This window comes from Paraflavitalea soli (genome assembly GCF_003555545.1).
Lineage (GTDB): Bacteria > Bacteroidota > Bacteroidia > Chitinophagales > Chitinophagaceae > Paraflavitalea > Paraflavitalea soli.
In genome coordinates this window covers 5,028,250-5,042,315 of the sequence record NZ_CP032157.1, presented here as the reverse complement: position 1 = coordinate 5,042,315, position 14,066 = coordinate 5,028,250, and the positions used below count along the sequence as shown (strand labels likewise).

General features: G+C 46.9%; 13 protein-coding genes. 5 read left to right on the top strand and 8 right to left on the bottom strand.

Annotated elements, in window-relative coordinates; all coding sequences use genetic code 11:
- Positions 1–12: 12 nt before the first annotated feature.
- Together D3H65_RS18895 and D3H65_RS18890 are read right to left on the bottom strand one after the other, a co-directional pair.
- Positions 13–345: a hypothetical protein gene (locus tag D3H65_RS18895; RefSeq protein WP_119051803.1), complete on the bottom strand. Its 333-nt coding sequence runs from the start codon at positions 343–345 to the stop codon at positions 13–15.
- Between the two features lie 27 nt (positions 346–372).
- On the bottom strand, positions 373–798 hold the full coding sequence (locus D3H65_RS18890; RefSeq protein WP_162915716.1) for an RNA polymerase sigma factor: 426 nt from the start codon (positions 796–798) through the stop codon (positions 373–375).
- A gap of 451 nt (positions 799–1,249) precedes the next feature.
- Here D3H65_RS18890 and D3H65_RS18885 point away from each other — a divergent pair, with 451 nt between their 5' ends.
- Entirely contained in the window at positions 1,250–1,495 is a 246-nt protein-coding gene (locus D3H65_RS18885) for a helix-turn-helix domain-containing protein (protein WP_119051801.1), read from the top strand.
- A 13-nt stretch (positions 1,496–1,508) separates the two neighbouring features.
- On the opposite strand, the gene D3H65_RS18880 is transcribed toward D3H65_RS18885, so the two are convergent.
- The 3 genes from D3H65_RS18880 to D3H65_RS18870 are packed head-to-tail and all read right to left on the bottom strand — an operon-like array spanning position 1,509 to position 4,297.
- Complete coding sequence (locus D3H65_RS18880) at positions 1,509–2,948, bottom strand: aminotransferase-like domain-containing protein (RefSeq protein ID WP_119051800.1); 1,440 nt, start codon at positions 2,946–2,948, stop codon at positions 1,509–1,511.
- A 41-nt stretch (positions 2,949–2,989) separates the two neighbouring features.
- Positions 2,990–3,676 (bottom strand): ribose-5-phosphate isomerase RpiA, encoded by a 687-nt coding sequence (gene rpiA / locus D3H65_RS18875; RefSeq protein WP_119051799.1) that lies wholly within the window; start codon positions 3,674–3,676, stop codon positions 2,990–2,992.
- A gap of 36 nt (positions 3,677–3,712) precedes the next feature.
- Positions 3,713–4,297 carry a peroxiredoxin-like family protein gene (locus D3H65_RS18870; protein ID WP_119051798.1) on the bottom strand — a complete coding sequence of 195 codons (585 nt, stop codon included), beginning with the start codon at positions 4,295–4,297 and terminating at the stop codon, positions 3,713–3,715.
- A gap of 240 nt (positions 4,298–4,537) precedes the next feature.
- Between D3H65_RS18870 and D3H65_RS18865 the strand changes: the two genes are divergently transcribed.
- The 3 genes from D3H65_RS18865 to D3H65_RS18860 all read left to right on the top strand — a co-directional run bounded on the left by D3H65_RS18865 (position 4,538) and on the right by D3H65_RS18860 (position 8,439).
- Positions 4,538–4,819, top strand: a complete 282-nt coding sequence (locus tag D3H65_RS18865; RefSeq protein ID WP_119051797.1) for a zinc ribbon domain-containing protein — start codon at positions 4,538–4,540, stop codon at positions 4,817–4,819.
- A gap of 216 nt (positions 4,820–5,035) precedes the next feature.
- On the top strand, positions 5,036–5,209 hold the full coding sequence (locus D3H65_RS32975; protein ID WP_162915715.1) for a DUF6728 family protein: 174 nt from the start codon (positions 5,036–5,038) through the stop codon (positions 5,207–5,209).
- A gap of 272 nt (positions 5,210–5,481) precedes the next feature.
- Complete coding sequence (locus D3H65_RS18860) at positions 5,482–8,439, top strand: PQQ-dependent sugar dehydrogenase (protein WP_162915714.1); 2,958 nt, start codon at positions 5,482–5,484, stop codon at positions 8,437–8,439.
- Positions 8,440–8,560: 121 nt separating this feature from the next.
- Here the strand turns inward: D3H65_RS18860 and lpxB are convergent, their stop codons facing one another.
- On the bottom strand, positions 8,561–9,691 hold the full coding sequence (gene lpxB / locus D3H65_RS18855) for a lipid-A-disaccharide synthase (RefSeq protein ID WP_119051795.1): 1,131 nt from the start codon (positions 9,689–9,691) through the stop codon (positions 8,561–8,563).
- A gap of 217 nt (positions 9,692–9,908) precedes the next feature.
- Between lpxB and D3H65_RS18850 the strand changes: the two genes are divergently transcribed.
- On the top strand, positions 9,909–12,317 hold the full coding sequence (locus tag D3H65_RS18850) for an ABC transporter permease (protein WP_119051794.1): 2,409 nt from the start codon (positions 9,909–9,911) through the stop codon (positions 12,315–12,317).
- Between the two features lie 214 nt (positions 12,318–12,531).
- Here the strand turns inward: D3H65_RS18850 and D3H65_RS18845 are convergent, their stop codons facing one another.
- Together D3H65_RS18845 and surE are read right to left on the bottom strand one after the other, a co-directional pair.
- On the bottom strand, positions 12,532–12,828 hold the full coding sequence (locus tag D3H65_RS18845) for a hypothetical protein (RefSeq protein WP_119051793.1): 297 nt from the start codon (positions 12,826–12,828) through the stop codon (positions 12,532–12,534).
- Positions 12,828–13,613 (bottom strand): 5'/3'-nucleotidase SurE, encoded by a 786-nt coding sequence (gene surE, locus D3H65_RS18840; protein ID WP_119051792.1) that lies wholly within the window; start codon positions 13,611–13,613, stop codon positions 12,828–12,830. The genes D3H65_RS18845 and surE overlap by 1 nt, the downstream gene beginning before the upstream one ends.
- Positions 13,614–14,066: the final 453 nt, after the last annotated feature.

The following is a 14,066-nucleotide window of genomic DNA, read 5'->3' as shown; positions in this document are numbered from 1 at the left end:
AGCGGCTGTCGGTCAGGATGGGGATTGCTTAGGCGGCTTGCCTTTGGGACCTGCTTGTTTACTTTGACTGGCTTTTTCCTCCTGCTCATGGATCACATAGACCGCTTCTATCAATGTTTCCACTTTTTCATAGAAGAAGAACAGGTTGCTACGTTCTTTCCCTTCATCATAAATGCTATGGCTTTTTCCAAGGGCAGTAACCAGCCAGTCCCATAATATTTGTTTTACTTCATGCAGGTGATAGGAATCACAGAAATCTGACAGCACCGGTAAAGGTTGTAACTTTTCTTCTTCTTTCAACCTTTCTTTGGTGGGTTTTGTAATACGCTTATTACTTTTTTGCATGGACAAAGATTTAAGAGAGGGTACCGTTTAAATTAATTTTATCCGCAAGCACGGTAAATGCTCTATATTATTGGATACCTGCCTCAACACTTCGGCACGGATGATCTCACATTGTATATAGCCTTCCGTTTTCTGCCATATGGCCAACCAGGTGAGGTCATCTTTTAGGTGTGACTGATGCTTTTTTACAAACCGGAAACAGCCGTCCCTTGCACTGGCATACAGAAAATCCCGGATGGCAGCTACGCTATAGAATCTTTTCCGCTCATCCCATAACTTCAATGCTACCTGTTCTGTAATATGGGCTGCTGCCCATTCATCGCCGGTAAGCCGCGTAGCAAAAAAGCAGAGTGCCGGCGAAAACTGATCAAGGATAAACTGGTAGGCATGAATATTGTCTGCCCGCAGTTGTAAGGCAATCGCATCATTAGCCGTAAATGTTTGATAGTCCATGATACGAATCATTAAGTGGTAAAAAAAGGGCCCACCCACCTCTTACTGTAAGATGAGCCCCCAGAGCCTTACCAGGTAGTGATAAAAGAAAAGCGCGATAAAAAGCCCGAAATATTATATTGCTGCAATAAATGGCCCGGCCATGGACATACTATCAACAGCAAATTGATGAGAAAAATCAAATTATGATTTGTGAATTGGTTGGGTGCTCTGAATATTGAATCCTTCTGCAGAATATAACTGGATCAAATATACGGCATATATCACTAAGCGGTATCAAACAACCGCAATTTTTTTAGGAAAAAACCCTTGCCTGGCCAAATAACCCCTCTTCCAGGAGCATCTTAACAGGCAGGCATACCGTATATATGGTATATGGCAGCTAGGGAAGGCCGGTATTCCTGGCTTTTGAACGAAAATGTACCTTATCTTTAGAGGGATATTAAAAGTTATGGCTACACAAACACAAAAAAAAGTAACCAGTAAAATGAATGTTCGCTTTGGCGAGCACCTGCATGCCCTTCGTAAGGCCAAAGAGCTTAGCCTCCGGGAAATGGCAGAGCTGTGCAGTCTGGACAACAGCAACATATCAAAGATCGAGCACGGGAAATTTGATATTCAATTGTCTACTATTGTAGAACTGGCCAAAGGCCTGGGTGTACATCCCAGGGAACTGCTGGATTATGATTTTGAATAGCTGACTTACCCCCTTACATCATTTTCTTCACCAGATTGCCCAGCGTTTTTAATCCTTTCTCTACTTTATCATCCCAGGGACTTCCATATCCAATGCGCAGGTAATTGGAATAATTACAACTGTTGGAGAAGATACGCCCCGGCGCTACCGATACCTGGTGTTTCAGCGCTTCCAGGCATAATTTATAAGTATCCACTTTCTTATTCAGTTCGATCCACAATACAAAGCCTCCCTGCGGGCGCGATATCTTGGTATCTTCCGGAAAGTATTGCATCACCCCTTGTATATAACGCAGACATTGTGTATGCAGGGCTTTGCGAAGGTTCTTCAGGTGGTACTCATACCGGCCGATGCTGAGGAAATGGGCGATGGCCACCTGCGTAAGGGTGGGGCTGCTGATCGTATGCATCATTTTAAGCGCACTTACCTGCTCCAGGAATTTACCCGGTAATATCCAGCCTACCCGGTAGCCGGGCGCCAGCGATTTGGAAAGGGAGGAGCAGTGCATCACCAATCCTTTGGTATCATAATATTTACAGGTTTTGGGACGGTGCCTGCCAAAATACAATTCACCGTAGATATCATCCTCGATCAGTGGGATATTGAGCCTGGTGATCATCTCTACCAGTTTTTTCTTGTGTTCATCCGGCATACAACTGCCGGAAGGGTTATTGAAGTTGGGCACCAGCAGGCAGGCCTTTATAGGCATATCGTTGATCACCTGCTGCAGGCAGTCAAGATCGGCGCCTGTAGTGGGATCAGAAGGTATTTCCACTACTTTAAGTCCCAGGTTTTCAATAACCTGGTAAATGCCAAAATAAGCAGGTGCTTCTACCGCTACCGTATCACCGGGTTGCGTGACTGCCCGCAAACACAATACGATCGCTTCCATACAGCCCGAGGTGATCACCACTTCTTCAGGTCTGACCTTGCCGCCCCAGTTAAAAGCAAGCCGGGCGATCTGCTTGCGCAGGTCCGCATTGCCTTGTGTGTTCTCATAACCGATACAATGGTCTTTTCCATTGCGCAGGGCATATACTACCGACTTATTCAGCTTGGCAGCCGGCAATAATTCCAGCGCTGGCGCAGCCAGCGTAAAATTGACCATATCATGGGCGTCGATATCCCTCAAAATCCGCATGATCATTTCCTGCACCGTCACCTCACTCGTTACCGGTTCCGGCTGTATTACATTGGGTACTGCCGGAAAACGGCGATGATTGAAACGAACATAGTAACCCGATTTGGGCCTTGCTTCTATCAATCCCTTTCCTTCCAGGTGATAATAAGCCTGGAAAGCAGTGCCCATGCTGATGCCGTATTCTTCACTCAGCACCCGTACAGAGGGGAGCTTGTCGCCAATCCTCAATACCTCTTCTGCGATCATCTGTTCAATGCCACCGGCCACCTGCAGGTAGATATGATCTTCTGATGTAAATTTTGCTTTGCCCATACCCGTATAATCTGATATAGTCAAATTTAACAAAATAAAATCTAATCTACTCCAGACTCCTTCACCGACCCATCGGGATAACCTATGATCGTACAGGTAGCCATCTTGATAAACAGGCCATTATCTACTACACCGGGTATGGTGTTGAGGGCAATATTGAGAGCGGGGGCATCTGCTATCTGGTTAAAATGGCAGTCGAGGATATAGTGACCATGGTCTGTAACCAGGGGTTGATCGTCCTTTGTACGTAAGATGCTTTTGATGGAATACAAGGCTTCAATATGCCGTTGTACTTGCTTCCATCCGAAAGGAATGACTTCTACGGGCAGGGGGAAGACGCCCAGTTGTTTTACCAGCTTGGTATGATCGGCAATGATCACCAGTTGTCGGGAGGCGGCAGCTACCATCTTTTCCTGTAGCAGTGCTCCACCGCCGCCCTTGATGAGTTGTCCTTGCGGATCGATCTCATCGGCCCCGTCAATGGTAATATCAATAACAGCTGCATCATTGAGTGCTATAAGGGGAATTTGCTGTTCGCTGGCCAGCTTGGCTGTTTCCCGGGAAGTAGGTACACAACGGATATCCAGTCCCTGGCGCACTTTTTCACCCAGCGCCATCACCAGCCAATAAGCTGTAGAGCCTGTGCCTATCCCCACTGTCATACCCGGTTGTACCAGTTCAGCCGCCTGTTCTCCTACCTTTCTTTTGATCTCATTAGCCGTTAACATGCCTGATGATTTAGGAACTAAAGGTAGTAAGCTTATTTACAATTGCGCCAGTATCTCTGCCACAGCCGGGCGCTTGGTATAGTCGCTATTAAAGAAACGGTATATGATCTTCCCTTTCTTGCTGATCACGTATACTGCAGGAACAGGCAGATTTGTGCCGTTGCTGCCATTGACTTCGTTGAAGTCTATTTTGTATTGCTTGTATTGTTCAATTGTTTTTTCGTCTACGGCATAGTTCACCCCGTACTGTTTCATGATCTTCAAACCTTCGTCATGCACTACTGCGTAAGTAGCTTTTGTTTTATCAATAGTCCGGGCGATATTCTCCGGCTTTTCGGGCGTGATGGTCACCAGGCTGGCGCCTTTGCCGGTGATCAGTGACAGCGAGTCTTCCAGCTTTTTTAAGTAACGGTTGCAATAGGGGCACCAGTACCCACGATAAAAGACCAGTACAACCGGCCCCTTTGTTAATTGATCTTTTAAAGAAACAGTTTTGCCAGCCTGGTCTTTGCCGGTAAACAAGGGAGCGGCATCGCCGGCTGATAAGCCGGTTGGCTTATCCTGGCTATAAGAACCCTGAGCGATAAGGAATACCAGTAAGAAGGATAATAGCGTACGCATGGTGTGATTTTTTACAAAGGTATTGGCCACGATGGCTAAAGACTGTCAGCCAGGTGACAATCAGCAAAAGAGCAGGATGTATATTTTTTACCACATTGTTCTTAGGCAATGGGTTTCAAGGCGATAAGGATTAGGATGGAAGACTGTATGAGGAAATGCAGGTGTGAATAAAAACAAAACCCGCATCCGGAGCGATTTCCAGCGGAATTTATTATCTTGTAAGTATTCAAATTCAACTGCATGGAACGAGTGTACAAAAACTGTCAATCCTGCGGAATGCCGATGAAGCGGGATGACCACGGTGGAGGCACCAATGCCGATGGCAGCAGGAATGTGATGTACTGTAGCCATTGTTACCAGGATGGCCGATTCACCGTACGCAACATTACAGTTGAGGATATGAAGGTGCAGGTAAGGGGCAAATTAAAAGCCGTTGGCTTCCCGGGTTTTGTAGCCAGCTTTTTTACCCGCAACCTGCACAAACTGGAAAGATGGAAGATCCACACCATGGCTGTGGAATAATGTATGAAACGATCCTCTTCAATTGGTTGCATCCCTTTATTTATACTGCGCTCGCAAGCAGCCAGACCTTCTATTGCGTTAACCTATAGTAACGAATATCTCATTGCTCACTTATAGCTGACTATGTTCCTCGCCTGGCCTTGTGTTGCTATAGAAGGAGTTTTGCAGGGCGGTGCATATATTGTCGTAATTTTGTGTACTAGATAATTTTGAATTATGGGCGTACTGCGACAATTGGCCGAATACTTCTACATAAAGAAAAGAGATCCCAATGCTCCTCATACCAAATGGATGCAATACATGCATGGCATCAACCGCATTTCCCTCTTCATGTTCCTCGTAGGGCTTATCATTATCATACTTAAATTGTTTGTTTTCAGAAAGCATTAAATCCTCACTCAATATATTAATCTGTTTTTAATTACTTATTAATGTCGATGGCATTCGTTTTGATGTCTAACATTTTAATATAGACGAAAGCATCTTTGTTTCATTTTATTTATTACTTTTGCCCCCACCCCCTTTAAGTCAACTCTTTCATCCTGATATCCCTTGTATTATACTGGCTACTTACAATCTAAGTCCAACTGAAATCCTCCGATTAAAAATCCACATCTCCGCTTTTGGCTACAGCCATTAAGGCACAATTAAATGTATTCCAGATGAAGACTTTGTACAAATTATTATTTGTTGCAATAGCATTGCTATGCACCTACGCCCAGCTAACTGCTCAAACATTTCCTGCCGGTTTCCAGGCCACTAAAGTGGCAGAAGGATTGAATCCCACCGATATGGAATTCTCCTCCGACGGACAATACCTCTTTATTGCCGATAAGACCGGCAAGGTCTTTTTAGTGGAGAATGATGTGTTGTTGGCCACACCCCTGATGGATATTTCAGCAGCTATCATGACCGATGGCGAAATGGGACTAACCCATCTTTGCCTTGATCCGGATTTTGCTACCAATCGCCACCTGTATGTGTATTATACCATGCCCAATCGAAGGAACAGGGTCAGCCGGTTTACTTTTGATCCCGTTGCTAAAACTTTGGGATCAGAATATATCCTGGCCAACCTATATCCAATGACTGGTGATATCCACACCGGCGGGGCCATGAACTTTGGCAAAGACGGAAAGCTGTATATCGCTACCGGCGAATCCAGCCATCCTGAATGGGCACAGGACATTTACAACCAGCTGGGTAAAGTGTTGCGCATGAATAAGGATGGTTCCATCCCAACCGACAATCCTTTCTATAATGTATTGACCGATAGTTTACGGTATATCTACGCCCTGGGCTTTCGCAATCCCTTTGCGGCAGATGTGCATCCCGTAACAGGTCGCTATTTTATTTGTGATGTAGGTCAAAATACTTACGAGGAAATTAATGAAGTAATAGCAGGCGGCAATTACGGCTGGGCTACCGTGGAAGGCCCTATACAATCCGGCACCACTCCACCCGATAATTACCAAAATCCTATACTATATTATTCCCATGATGACGGGTGCGCTATTGTAGGAGCAGCATTTTATGCACCGGCTCAACCAACCTTCCCCGTACAATACCTCGATAAATTTTTCTACAGCGATTATTGTAACCAGACCATCCGGTATATGGATCCTGATTCTTACCAGGATCTTGGTGTATTTGGGTCCAACCTGAAGCGACCTGTAGCTTTTGCAGTAAAACCTTCAGGCGAATTTTACTATCTCGACAGGGGTGGTTTGCCCCAACATGGAGAGGAAGACCTGGACGGCATTCTCTGGAAAGTGGAATATACCGGCTCACTCGCTCCTGTAATAGGCGCCCAGCCACAAACCATGATCACTTCTGTTGGCGGAACTGCTTCTTTTTCCGTGTTGGCCAATGGTCTGGGAATTACCTACCAGTGGATGCGGAATGGGGTGGATATCCCCGATACCGATTCTTCAACCCTCGTTTTGTCTAATGTATTATTGGCCGATAGTGGCACTGCAATAACCGTCCGGGTAACCAATAGCTTCGGTACCGCTACCAGTAATGCGGCCATCCTGCGTGTCACTTCAAGACTGCCTCCTGTGCCTGTGATCGCTCAACCGGCGGACGGTTCAACCTATGTTGCCAATTCATTCCTGGCCTTCAGTGGCTCGGCCACAGACCAGGTTGATGGCGTGCTGGCTCCCAACAAACTCACCTGGAAGATCGACTTTCACCACGATGAGCATTACCATCCCGGTCTGGATGCTACCCCGGGCAATGCAGTCACCGGGTCCTTTTTCCTGGCGCCCAATATTGAAGTGTCTGATACCGTATGGTACCGTATTTACCTGACTGCAGAGAACAGTCTGGGTCTTAAATCCACTGTGTACCATGAAGTATTTCCTCAAAAAGTGACCCTGCACATCAGATCACTCGTAGCTGGCAGGATAGCCGCCATTCCGCTCAACCTTGATGGCACGATCACCGGCGCGCCTGTTGACAAGCTAAGTGTAAAAGGTGTGATACGTAATATTGTAGCCCAGACTTCCTATACAATAAATGATACCTTATTTACCTTCCTGGGCTGGGGTAATGGCAATACCAATCCTTCACTCTCTATTACAACACCCAATACGGATACCACCATCACCGCTGTGTATGATAAAACGGCCATCTTTGTGGGTGAAGGGCTCAGGGGAGAATACCGTAAGAATTCCAGTGTGTTTACAGGTACTGCCACAGTAACCCGTATAGATCCAGTCATTGATTTCTCCTGGACGGGAGAGCCGGCGCCCGGTGTAGGTACCCAGAATTTCTCGGTGCTCTGGGAAGGATATGTACAGCCCAGAACAACGGGTATGTACACCTTCTACCTTGATAATGCTATCAGTACTGCTGTGCTGTACCTGGACAACAGGAAGTTTATTGACAGAAGCAATGGTGGTGTCGTTGGCGGCACTGCCAAAGACACCCCTTTAATAGCAGGTAACAAATACAAGATCCGCCTGGAATACTGGGCCAATTTTGGAGCCACCTCCACCATTAATTTAAAATGGAGCGGACCCCGCGTATTTAAACAGGTGATACCAATGTCCTCTCTCTATGCCGATGCTGCCCTGCCCGTGCGCTTTACAGAGTTTGTCGTCAAACCCCGCAATGAAGCATTGCAGCTTACCTGGAAAGTGGAAGACCTGGGCAATGTAAAGGGGTATGCTGTTGAAAAACGCAAATCCGGCGCTGCAACTTTCGAGACCATTGCGTTCATCAATACCACTGGCAGCAATACCTACACCTTTGGCGATGCGGCCGTGAAAACAAATACTTTGTATGAATACCGCATCAGGCAGGTGGATCTGGATGGCAGAGCCGTGTATTCTTCCATTAGGATGGGCAGGCTAAGCGCACAAGCCGATTTCGATTATGTGATCGTACCCAATCCGGCAGATGTGAACCGGCAGGTGCAACTGATTTTTACCCAGGCCATTGGCCAGGCAGAGATCCTGCTGATCTCGCCCGAAGGCAAAACAATGTCCCGCCGCCGGGTTACTTCAACCGGTCAAACCCTGGAGTTACCCCTGAAAGGTATTCCGGCTGGTACCTATTATATCAAAGTGATCCAGGGACGAAGTGTACTGGTGAAGAAATTGTTAGTACAATAAGTAGTAGCATTAATAAAAAGGGTGGGCCGCTATTAAAAGCAGCCCACCCTTTTTTATTAATAAGTAATTTAAAAATATCGTTATAGCCGGATGTAGGCCAGTAATCAATAATTAATAATTCTCAGGCGCCTCCCTTCAGGAACTTTACAATACTCGCCGCTGCCTTGGCCGAAGCATGGCCGCCTTTTCCTAATAGTTCTTTTAAAGCCGCATAATCCGTTTGCAATTGTTGCTGCCTGGCTGGGTTGTGCAGCAGCTCATTGAGCTCCTGCCGCAGGTTGTCGGGAGTAAGTGCATCCTGTATCAACTCCTTCACTACCAACTTATCCATAATGAGATTGACCAAAGAGATATACTTGACCTTAACCAGCCGCCTGGCTATCTGGTACGAAATAGCACTCCCTTTGTAGCAAACCACTTCCGGCACACCAAAGAGGGCCGTTTCCAGCGTAGCTGTTCCGGAGGTTACCAGGGCTGCTTTCGATTGCAGCAGCAACGTATACGTCTTGCCACTCACCGAAGAGACATTGGGATAACCCTGCAGCAAAGTATCATAAAAAGCAGCATCCTGACCCGGTGCTTTCGCAACCACAAACTGCAGATCAGGGAAGTCCTTAGTGATAGCCAGCATAATGGGCAATTTCTTCAAGATCTCCTGTTTTCTGCTGCCAGGCAGCAAGGCCACAATGGGCTTTTCCTGTTTTCCTCCTTCTGTATTCTGTATTCTATATTCTGTATTCTGGTATTCCTCCACCACCTCCACCAACGGATGCCCTACATATTCCACTTCCCAGTTCCATTTATCCCGGTAATAGTCTTTTTCAAAAGGCAGGATCACCAGCATTTTGTCAATGCATGTCTTCATCTTCTTCACACGGTTCTCTTTCCAGGCCCATACCTGCGGGGAAATATAATAGATCACCGGGATGCCCTGTTCTTTGGCCCATTCTGCAATACGCAGGTTGAAACCGGGATAATCGATCAGGATCAGTGTATCTGGTTTGTATTGTAAGATGTCTTCCTTGCACAGTTTCAGGTTGCGCAGGATGGTGCCCAGGTTTTTGACTACCTCCAAAAATCCCATGAAGGCCAGGTCACGGTAATGTTTTACCAGTTCAGCGCCGGCTGCTTCCATCAGGTCGCCACCCCAGCAACGGATGGTGGCCGCCTCGTCCAGTTTTTTCAATTCCTTGATGAGATTGCTTCCGTGCAGGTCGCCCGAAGCTTCTCCGGCTATCATATAATAACGCATACAGTTCTTTACATTTCGGCCTGCAAAGTAACTAAAAGAAGCCAGCCGGCGAGAGGGTCTCCTCCGGACAGTCCTTGTATCGAAACCGGACAGCTTAAGCAGTCAGGTGAAATAACAAAAAATTGATAATCAATTTCCTATAGAAGAGGTACGATTCTGGTTCAAAAAGCAGCTTACCGGGCATCATTAACTCCCTGTAGCACTTCAATCACCAGGTATGTTTAAACACTTTTGCAGGATCGGTTGGCGCAACATCATCAGGCATCCCTTTTATGCCATGGTGAGCATAGCTGGCCTCTCAGTTGGTATTGCCTTTACGTTGGTAATAATGGCTTTTGTGTGGAATGAATGGCAGGTAAACAGCCAACTGAAAAATTCAACCCGCCAATACATCATCCAAAGCAAGTGGAAAGATGCCAACCAGGGCTTTGAGTTGGCTACTTTTGGCCCCCTGGCAAAAGCCCTGCGGGAAAACTATCCCGGCCTGGTTGCCAATTATTACCGGTTTGACGGCGTTACCACCATCGTATCGAGGCAGGATAAAAGCTTCCGGGAGAAATTGCAGATTGGCGATAGCACCCTGTTGAGCATGTATGGCTTTCAATTACTGCACGGTGATGAAGCAACAGCCCTGCACGATCCGTTTTCTGTAGTCATCACCACCGAAATAGCCCAAAAGTATTTTGGCAAGACAGCCGTTGTAGGAGAGACCATCACTATTGAGAATTTTGCCGGGTCCAAACATGACTTTATAGTGAAGGGCGTATTGAATAAATATGGCAGGAATACCGTTACCCGCCTCACCGATGATGGCAACAACCAGGTGTTCTTACCTCTTACCGCCCTCCCTTTCTTTGGGCGCAATATGGATTGGAACAATCCTTTTATAGTGGGAATGGTAGAATTGCAGCCGGGCATACAACCAGCCCAGCTGTTACAGCCTATGGCGCACCTGCTCAAACAGAATGTCTCGCCCCAATTGGCCCAGGGTGTAACTCCTTACCTTACCACTTTGAACAACTTTTACTTTTCGTTTAATAATGGGCTGATCAAAAAAATGCTCTATGCGTTATCCGGAATAGCTTGTTTTATCCTGCTCATGGCTATTATCAACTTTATTAATATGTCCGTCAGCCGGTCATCGGCCAGGATGCGGGAAATAGGCGTGCGTAAGGTTTTGGGCAGCCTGAAAGGGCAATTAACTATCCAGTTCCTGGCAGAATCCATCCTACTCGTATCCTTGTCCACCATACTGGCCTTATTCCTGTATGCGCTGACCGCCGATCTCTTCACCCATATCCTGGGTAAGGAATTGCCGGCATTGCATGAATTCCCCTTGTATTTTATTGGAGTGATGCTTGTATTGATATTGTTTGTTGGTCTGTTGGCAGGCGTCTATCCTGCTTTCCGGTTATCATCCCTTCCCTCTGTTGATTCCTTAAAGGGCAAGCTCCAATCTGTAAAAGAGAATAGCTGGTTCCGTAGATCCCTCGTGGCCTTCCAGTTTGCTACCGCCATAATCGTATTTAGCGGAGCCACGATCATTGCCCGGCAGGTCAATTACTTCTTCAGTCGCGAGTTGGGCTACAACAAAGATTATGTGGTATCTGCCCAACTTCCCCGCAACTGGTCTCCCGAAGGAGTTCGCAGGATGGAAACAGTGCGCCGCGATTTCACTGCGTTGCCACAGGTGGCAAATGCTACCCTCTCATATGAAATTCCCGATGGGGCCAATATTGGCAATATTACTTTTCACAAGCCAGACGCCAATGCAGCCGCCTCAATTTCTTCACTGGTGCTTACCACCGATGAATATTATGCCGGTGCTTACAATATACCCGTTGTGGCAGGGGAGTTTTATAGCCTGCCAGGCAACTATACCGATTCCACCAAAATAGTGATCAACGAAACCCTTGCCCTGGCATTGGGATGGTCCGATGCGAAACAGGCAGTAGGCAAGCAGGCCGCATTACAGGACGGCGGGGGATTTGCTTATACAATCGCCGGCGTAGTGAAGGATTACCATTTTGGCTCCATGCAGACAGCTATTTCTCCGATGGCCTTTTTACATGTAACGACTACCAACAGGTATCGCTATATGTCGTTCCGGCTCAGGCCCGGGAATATGGCCGATGTCCTGGCCGCCTTGCAAAAGCAATGGGCAGCCGCCATGCCCGGCGCTCCCTTCGAATACAAGTTCATGGATGAAACCTTACAGTTTGTGTATCGTTCGGAAATTCAGCTGAAGCAGGCATCCTATACCGCTACCGTGTTGGCTATCATTATCGTATTATTGGGCATATTAGGACTTGTTTCACTCAGCATACAAAAGCGCACCAAAGAGATAGGAATCAGGAAGGTGTTGGGTTCCTCCATACAAAATATCATCATGCTTTTCCTCAAAGATTTTGCGCCCCTTATGCTGATCGCAGCGCTGGTAGCTTGTCCCGTTGCATGGCTGCTCATGAAGCAATGGCTCAGCGATTACGCTTATCGTGTCGATATAACCGCAGCCCCGTTTACCCTGGCCATCGTAGCCCTGGCTTGCCTTACCGGAGCGCTTATTTTAATACAAACCATCAAGGCCGCCTTGGTTAATCCCGTTAAGAGTTTACGAACAGAATAATGATGTTGGCTGGTCGGAGAGCTGTTCTTGCTCCTTCAGGGTATCGCTTGGTAGGGTCATGAAAAAGGTATTCTTGCCCCTTTAGAGACCACGCTTTGTAGAAATGAATCCAGGCAAGTTCTTTTGCCCCATGGGGGCTACCCGAACGAAAAGAAGCGTGTCACAGCCCGAGAGCCGCCTCGTTGCCTCAATGCCTTGCTGCCTCGTTGCCTTTTTACAACGCAAACTTCAGCAACAATGCACCAATAGCGTAAATGAGCGTGATGGCAAAAACACCCTTGGCTGTCTTGTCCCGGTGTGTATTAATGTAAAAGGTAAAAAGGGCAATATTCAGTATCAGGCAGGGAACAGAGATAGCAGTAACCTGGTTCTTGTTCTGCGCTACAAAACGGAAGAAGTCACTAACTGAATAGAGTGGGTAAAACTTAACAAAATAATAAATGACCAGGCTAAGCAGGGGAGCTATAAAGCCGATCAGCATACCAAAGCGGAGGTTATCTTTCTTGAACATCAGAATTTCCACATTTTTTGCAGTTTGTCTTTTAGAACGTAATTCGTCAGATCAAATTGTACAGGCACCAGACTCACATAATTATTTTCCAAAGCCCATACATCCGTATCCCTTCCCTTGTCAAAATTGACGAATTCGCCCGTTAACCAGTAATACTTCCGGCCATTCGGATCATTGCGCTCCACAAAGTCTTCCTCATATTTGGCATAAGCCTGCCGGCAGATACGGATCCCTTTAATGAGCGATTCGTCTACCGCCGGTATATTCACGTTCAGTACCGTGTGTTTGTCCACCTTTTTCTTCAACATCTGCTGTACGATGATGCGGGCATATTTGCGGGCCCCGTCAAAATTAGCTTCGATGCTATGGTCCAGGAGAGAAAAGCCGATGGAGGGAATGCTTTCGATGGCTGCTTCCACGGCCGCCGACATGGTACCAGAGTAAATAACATTGATGGAATGGTTGGCCCCGTGGTTGATACCGCTGATACACAGATCCGGTTTGCGGTGCAATACCTTGTCTACCGCCAGTTTAACACAATCTACAGGCGTGCCTGTACACTGGTAGGCTTCTACACCTTCAAAATATTGAACTGAAGTGAGCCGTAAAGGTTGGCCGATAGTGATGGCATGCCCCATGCCCGATTGCGGTTTATCAGGCGCTACCACTACTATCTTTCCAAGGTCTTTTACCGCTTCTACCAGGTTGCGGATACCCGGTGCAGTAACGCCATCATCGTTGGTAACCAGGATTACAGGTTGTTCTTTTTGCTTCGCTTTGGCCATAATGAATATTGAACGAGTAACAAAAATGCTAAATATTTCATTCAGCGCAAAAAGAAAGAAAACTACCGCAAGCAGGAACCGTTGGAAACACCTACATATATCAATTACGGACAGGGATAAACTTTATGGAAATGCTCAGGCAGGTTGAAGCACTAGCGGGTGCTGACCAACTTGCCTGATCTCTGGCACGCTATACACCATGGAGGTGGGGGACGCATGGCGGGTGTGGTATATACCAGCGTAATAGAATTGGGACACTGGCTCACACTCATATATATAATGTTGTACATGGGCCTGTACGGCAGCGATGGCCCCCTCCCGGACCGATACTCCATCAATTTCGCGGAATTCCTGCTTTTTTCGGGGAGAGGGATGGGGTACCCCCACCAGGTGCATAAATAAGGCTCCTGCCGGTATCTTATCCAGGTAACTATTGGCATCCGGGGCATTGCC

Bases quoted from the DNA above. Each gene is read 5' to 3' on its own strand.
- D3H65_RS18850 (WP_119051794.1), top strand. From the start codon at position 9,909: ATGTTTAAACACTTTTGCAGGATCGGTTGGCGCAACATCATCAGGCAT.
- D3H65_RS32975 (WP_162915715.1), top strand. From the start codon at position 5,036: ATGGGCGTACTGCGACAATTGGCCGAATACTTCTACATAAAGAAAAGA.
- D3H65_RS18895 (WP_119051803.1), bottom strand. From the start codon at position 345: ATGCAAAAAAGTAATAAGCGTATTACAAAACCCACCAAAGAAAGGTTG.
- D3H65_RS18865 (WP_119051797.1), top strand. From the start codon at position 4,538: ATGGAACGAGTGTACAAAAACTGTCAATCCTGCGGAATGCCGATGAAG.
- rpiA (WP_119051799.1), bottom strand. From the start codon at position 3,676: ATGTTAACGGCTAATGAGATCAAAAGAAAGGTAGGAGAACAGGCGGCT.
- D3H65_RS18845 (WP_119051793.1), bottom strand. From the start codon at position 12,828: ATGTTCAAGAAAGATAACCTCCGCTTTGGTATGCTGATCGGCTTTATA.
- D3H65_RS18880 (WP_119051800.1), bottom strand. From the start codon at position 2,948: ATGGGCAAAGCAAAATTTACATCAGAAGATCATATCTACCTGCAGGTG.
- lpxB (WP_119051795.1), bottom strand. From the start codon at position 9,691: ATGCGTTATTATATGATAGCCGGAGAAGCTTCGGGCGACCTGCACGGA.
- surE (WP_119051792.1), bottom strand. From the start codon at position 13,613: ATGGCCAAAGCGAAGCAAAAAGAACAACCTGTAATCCTGGTTACCAAC.
- D3H65_RS18890 (WP_162915716.1), bottom strand. From the start codon at position 798: ATGGACTATCAAACATTTACGGCTAATGATGCGATTGCCTTACAACTG.
- D3H65_RS18860 (WP_162915714.1), top strand. From the start codon at position 5,482: ATGAAGACTTTGTACAAATTATTATTTGTTGCAATAGCATTGCTATGC.
- D3H65_RS18870 (WP_119051798.1), bottom strand. From the start codon at position 4,297: ATGCGTACGCTATTATCCTTCTTACTGGTATTCCTTATCGCTCAGGGT.
- D3H65_RS18885 (WP_119051801.1), top strand. From the start codon at position 1,250: ATGGCTACACAAACACAAAAAAAAGTAACCAGTAAAATGAATGTTCGC.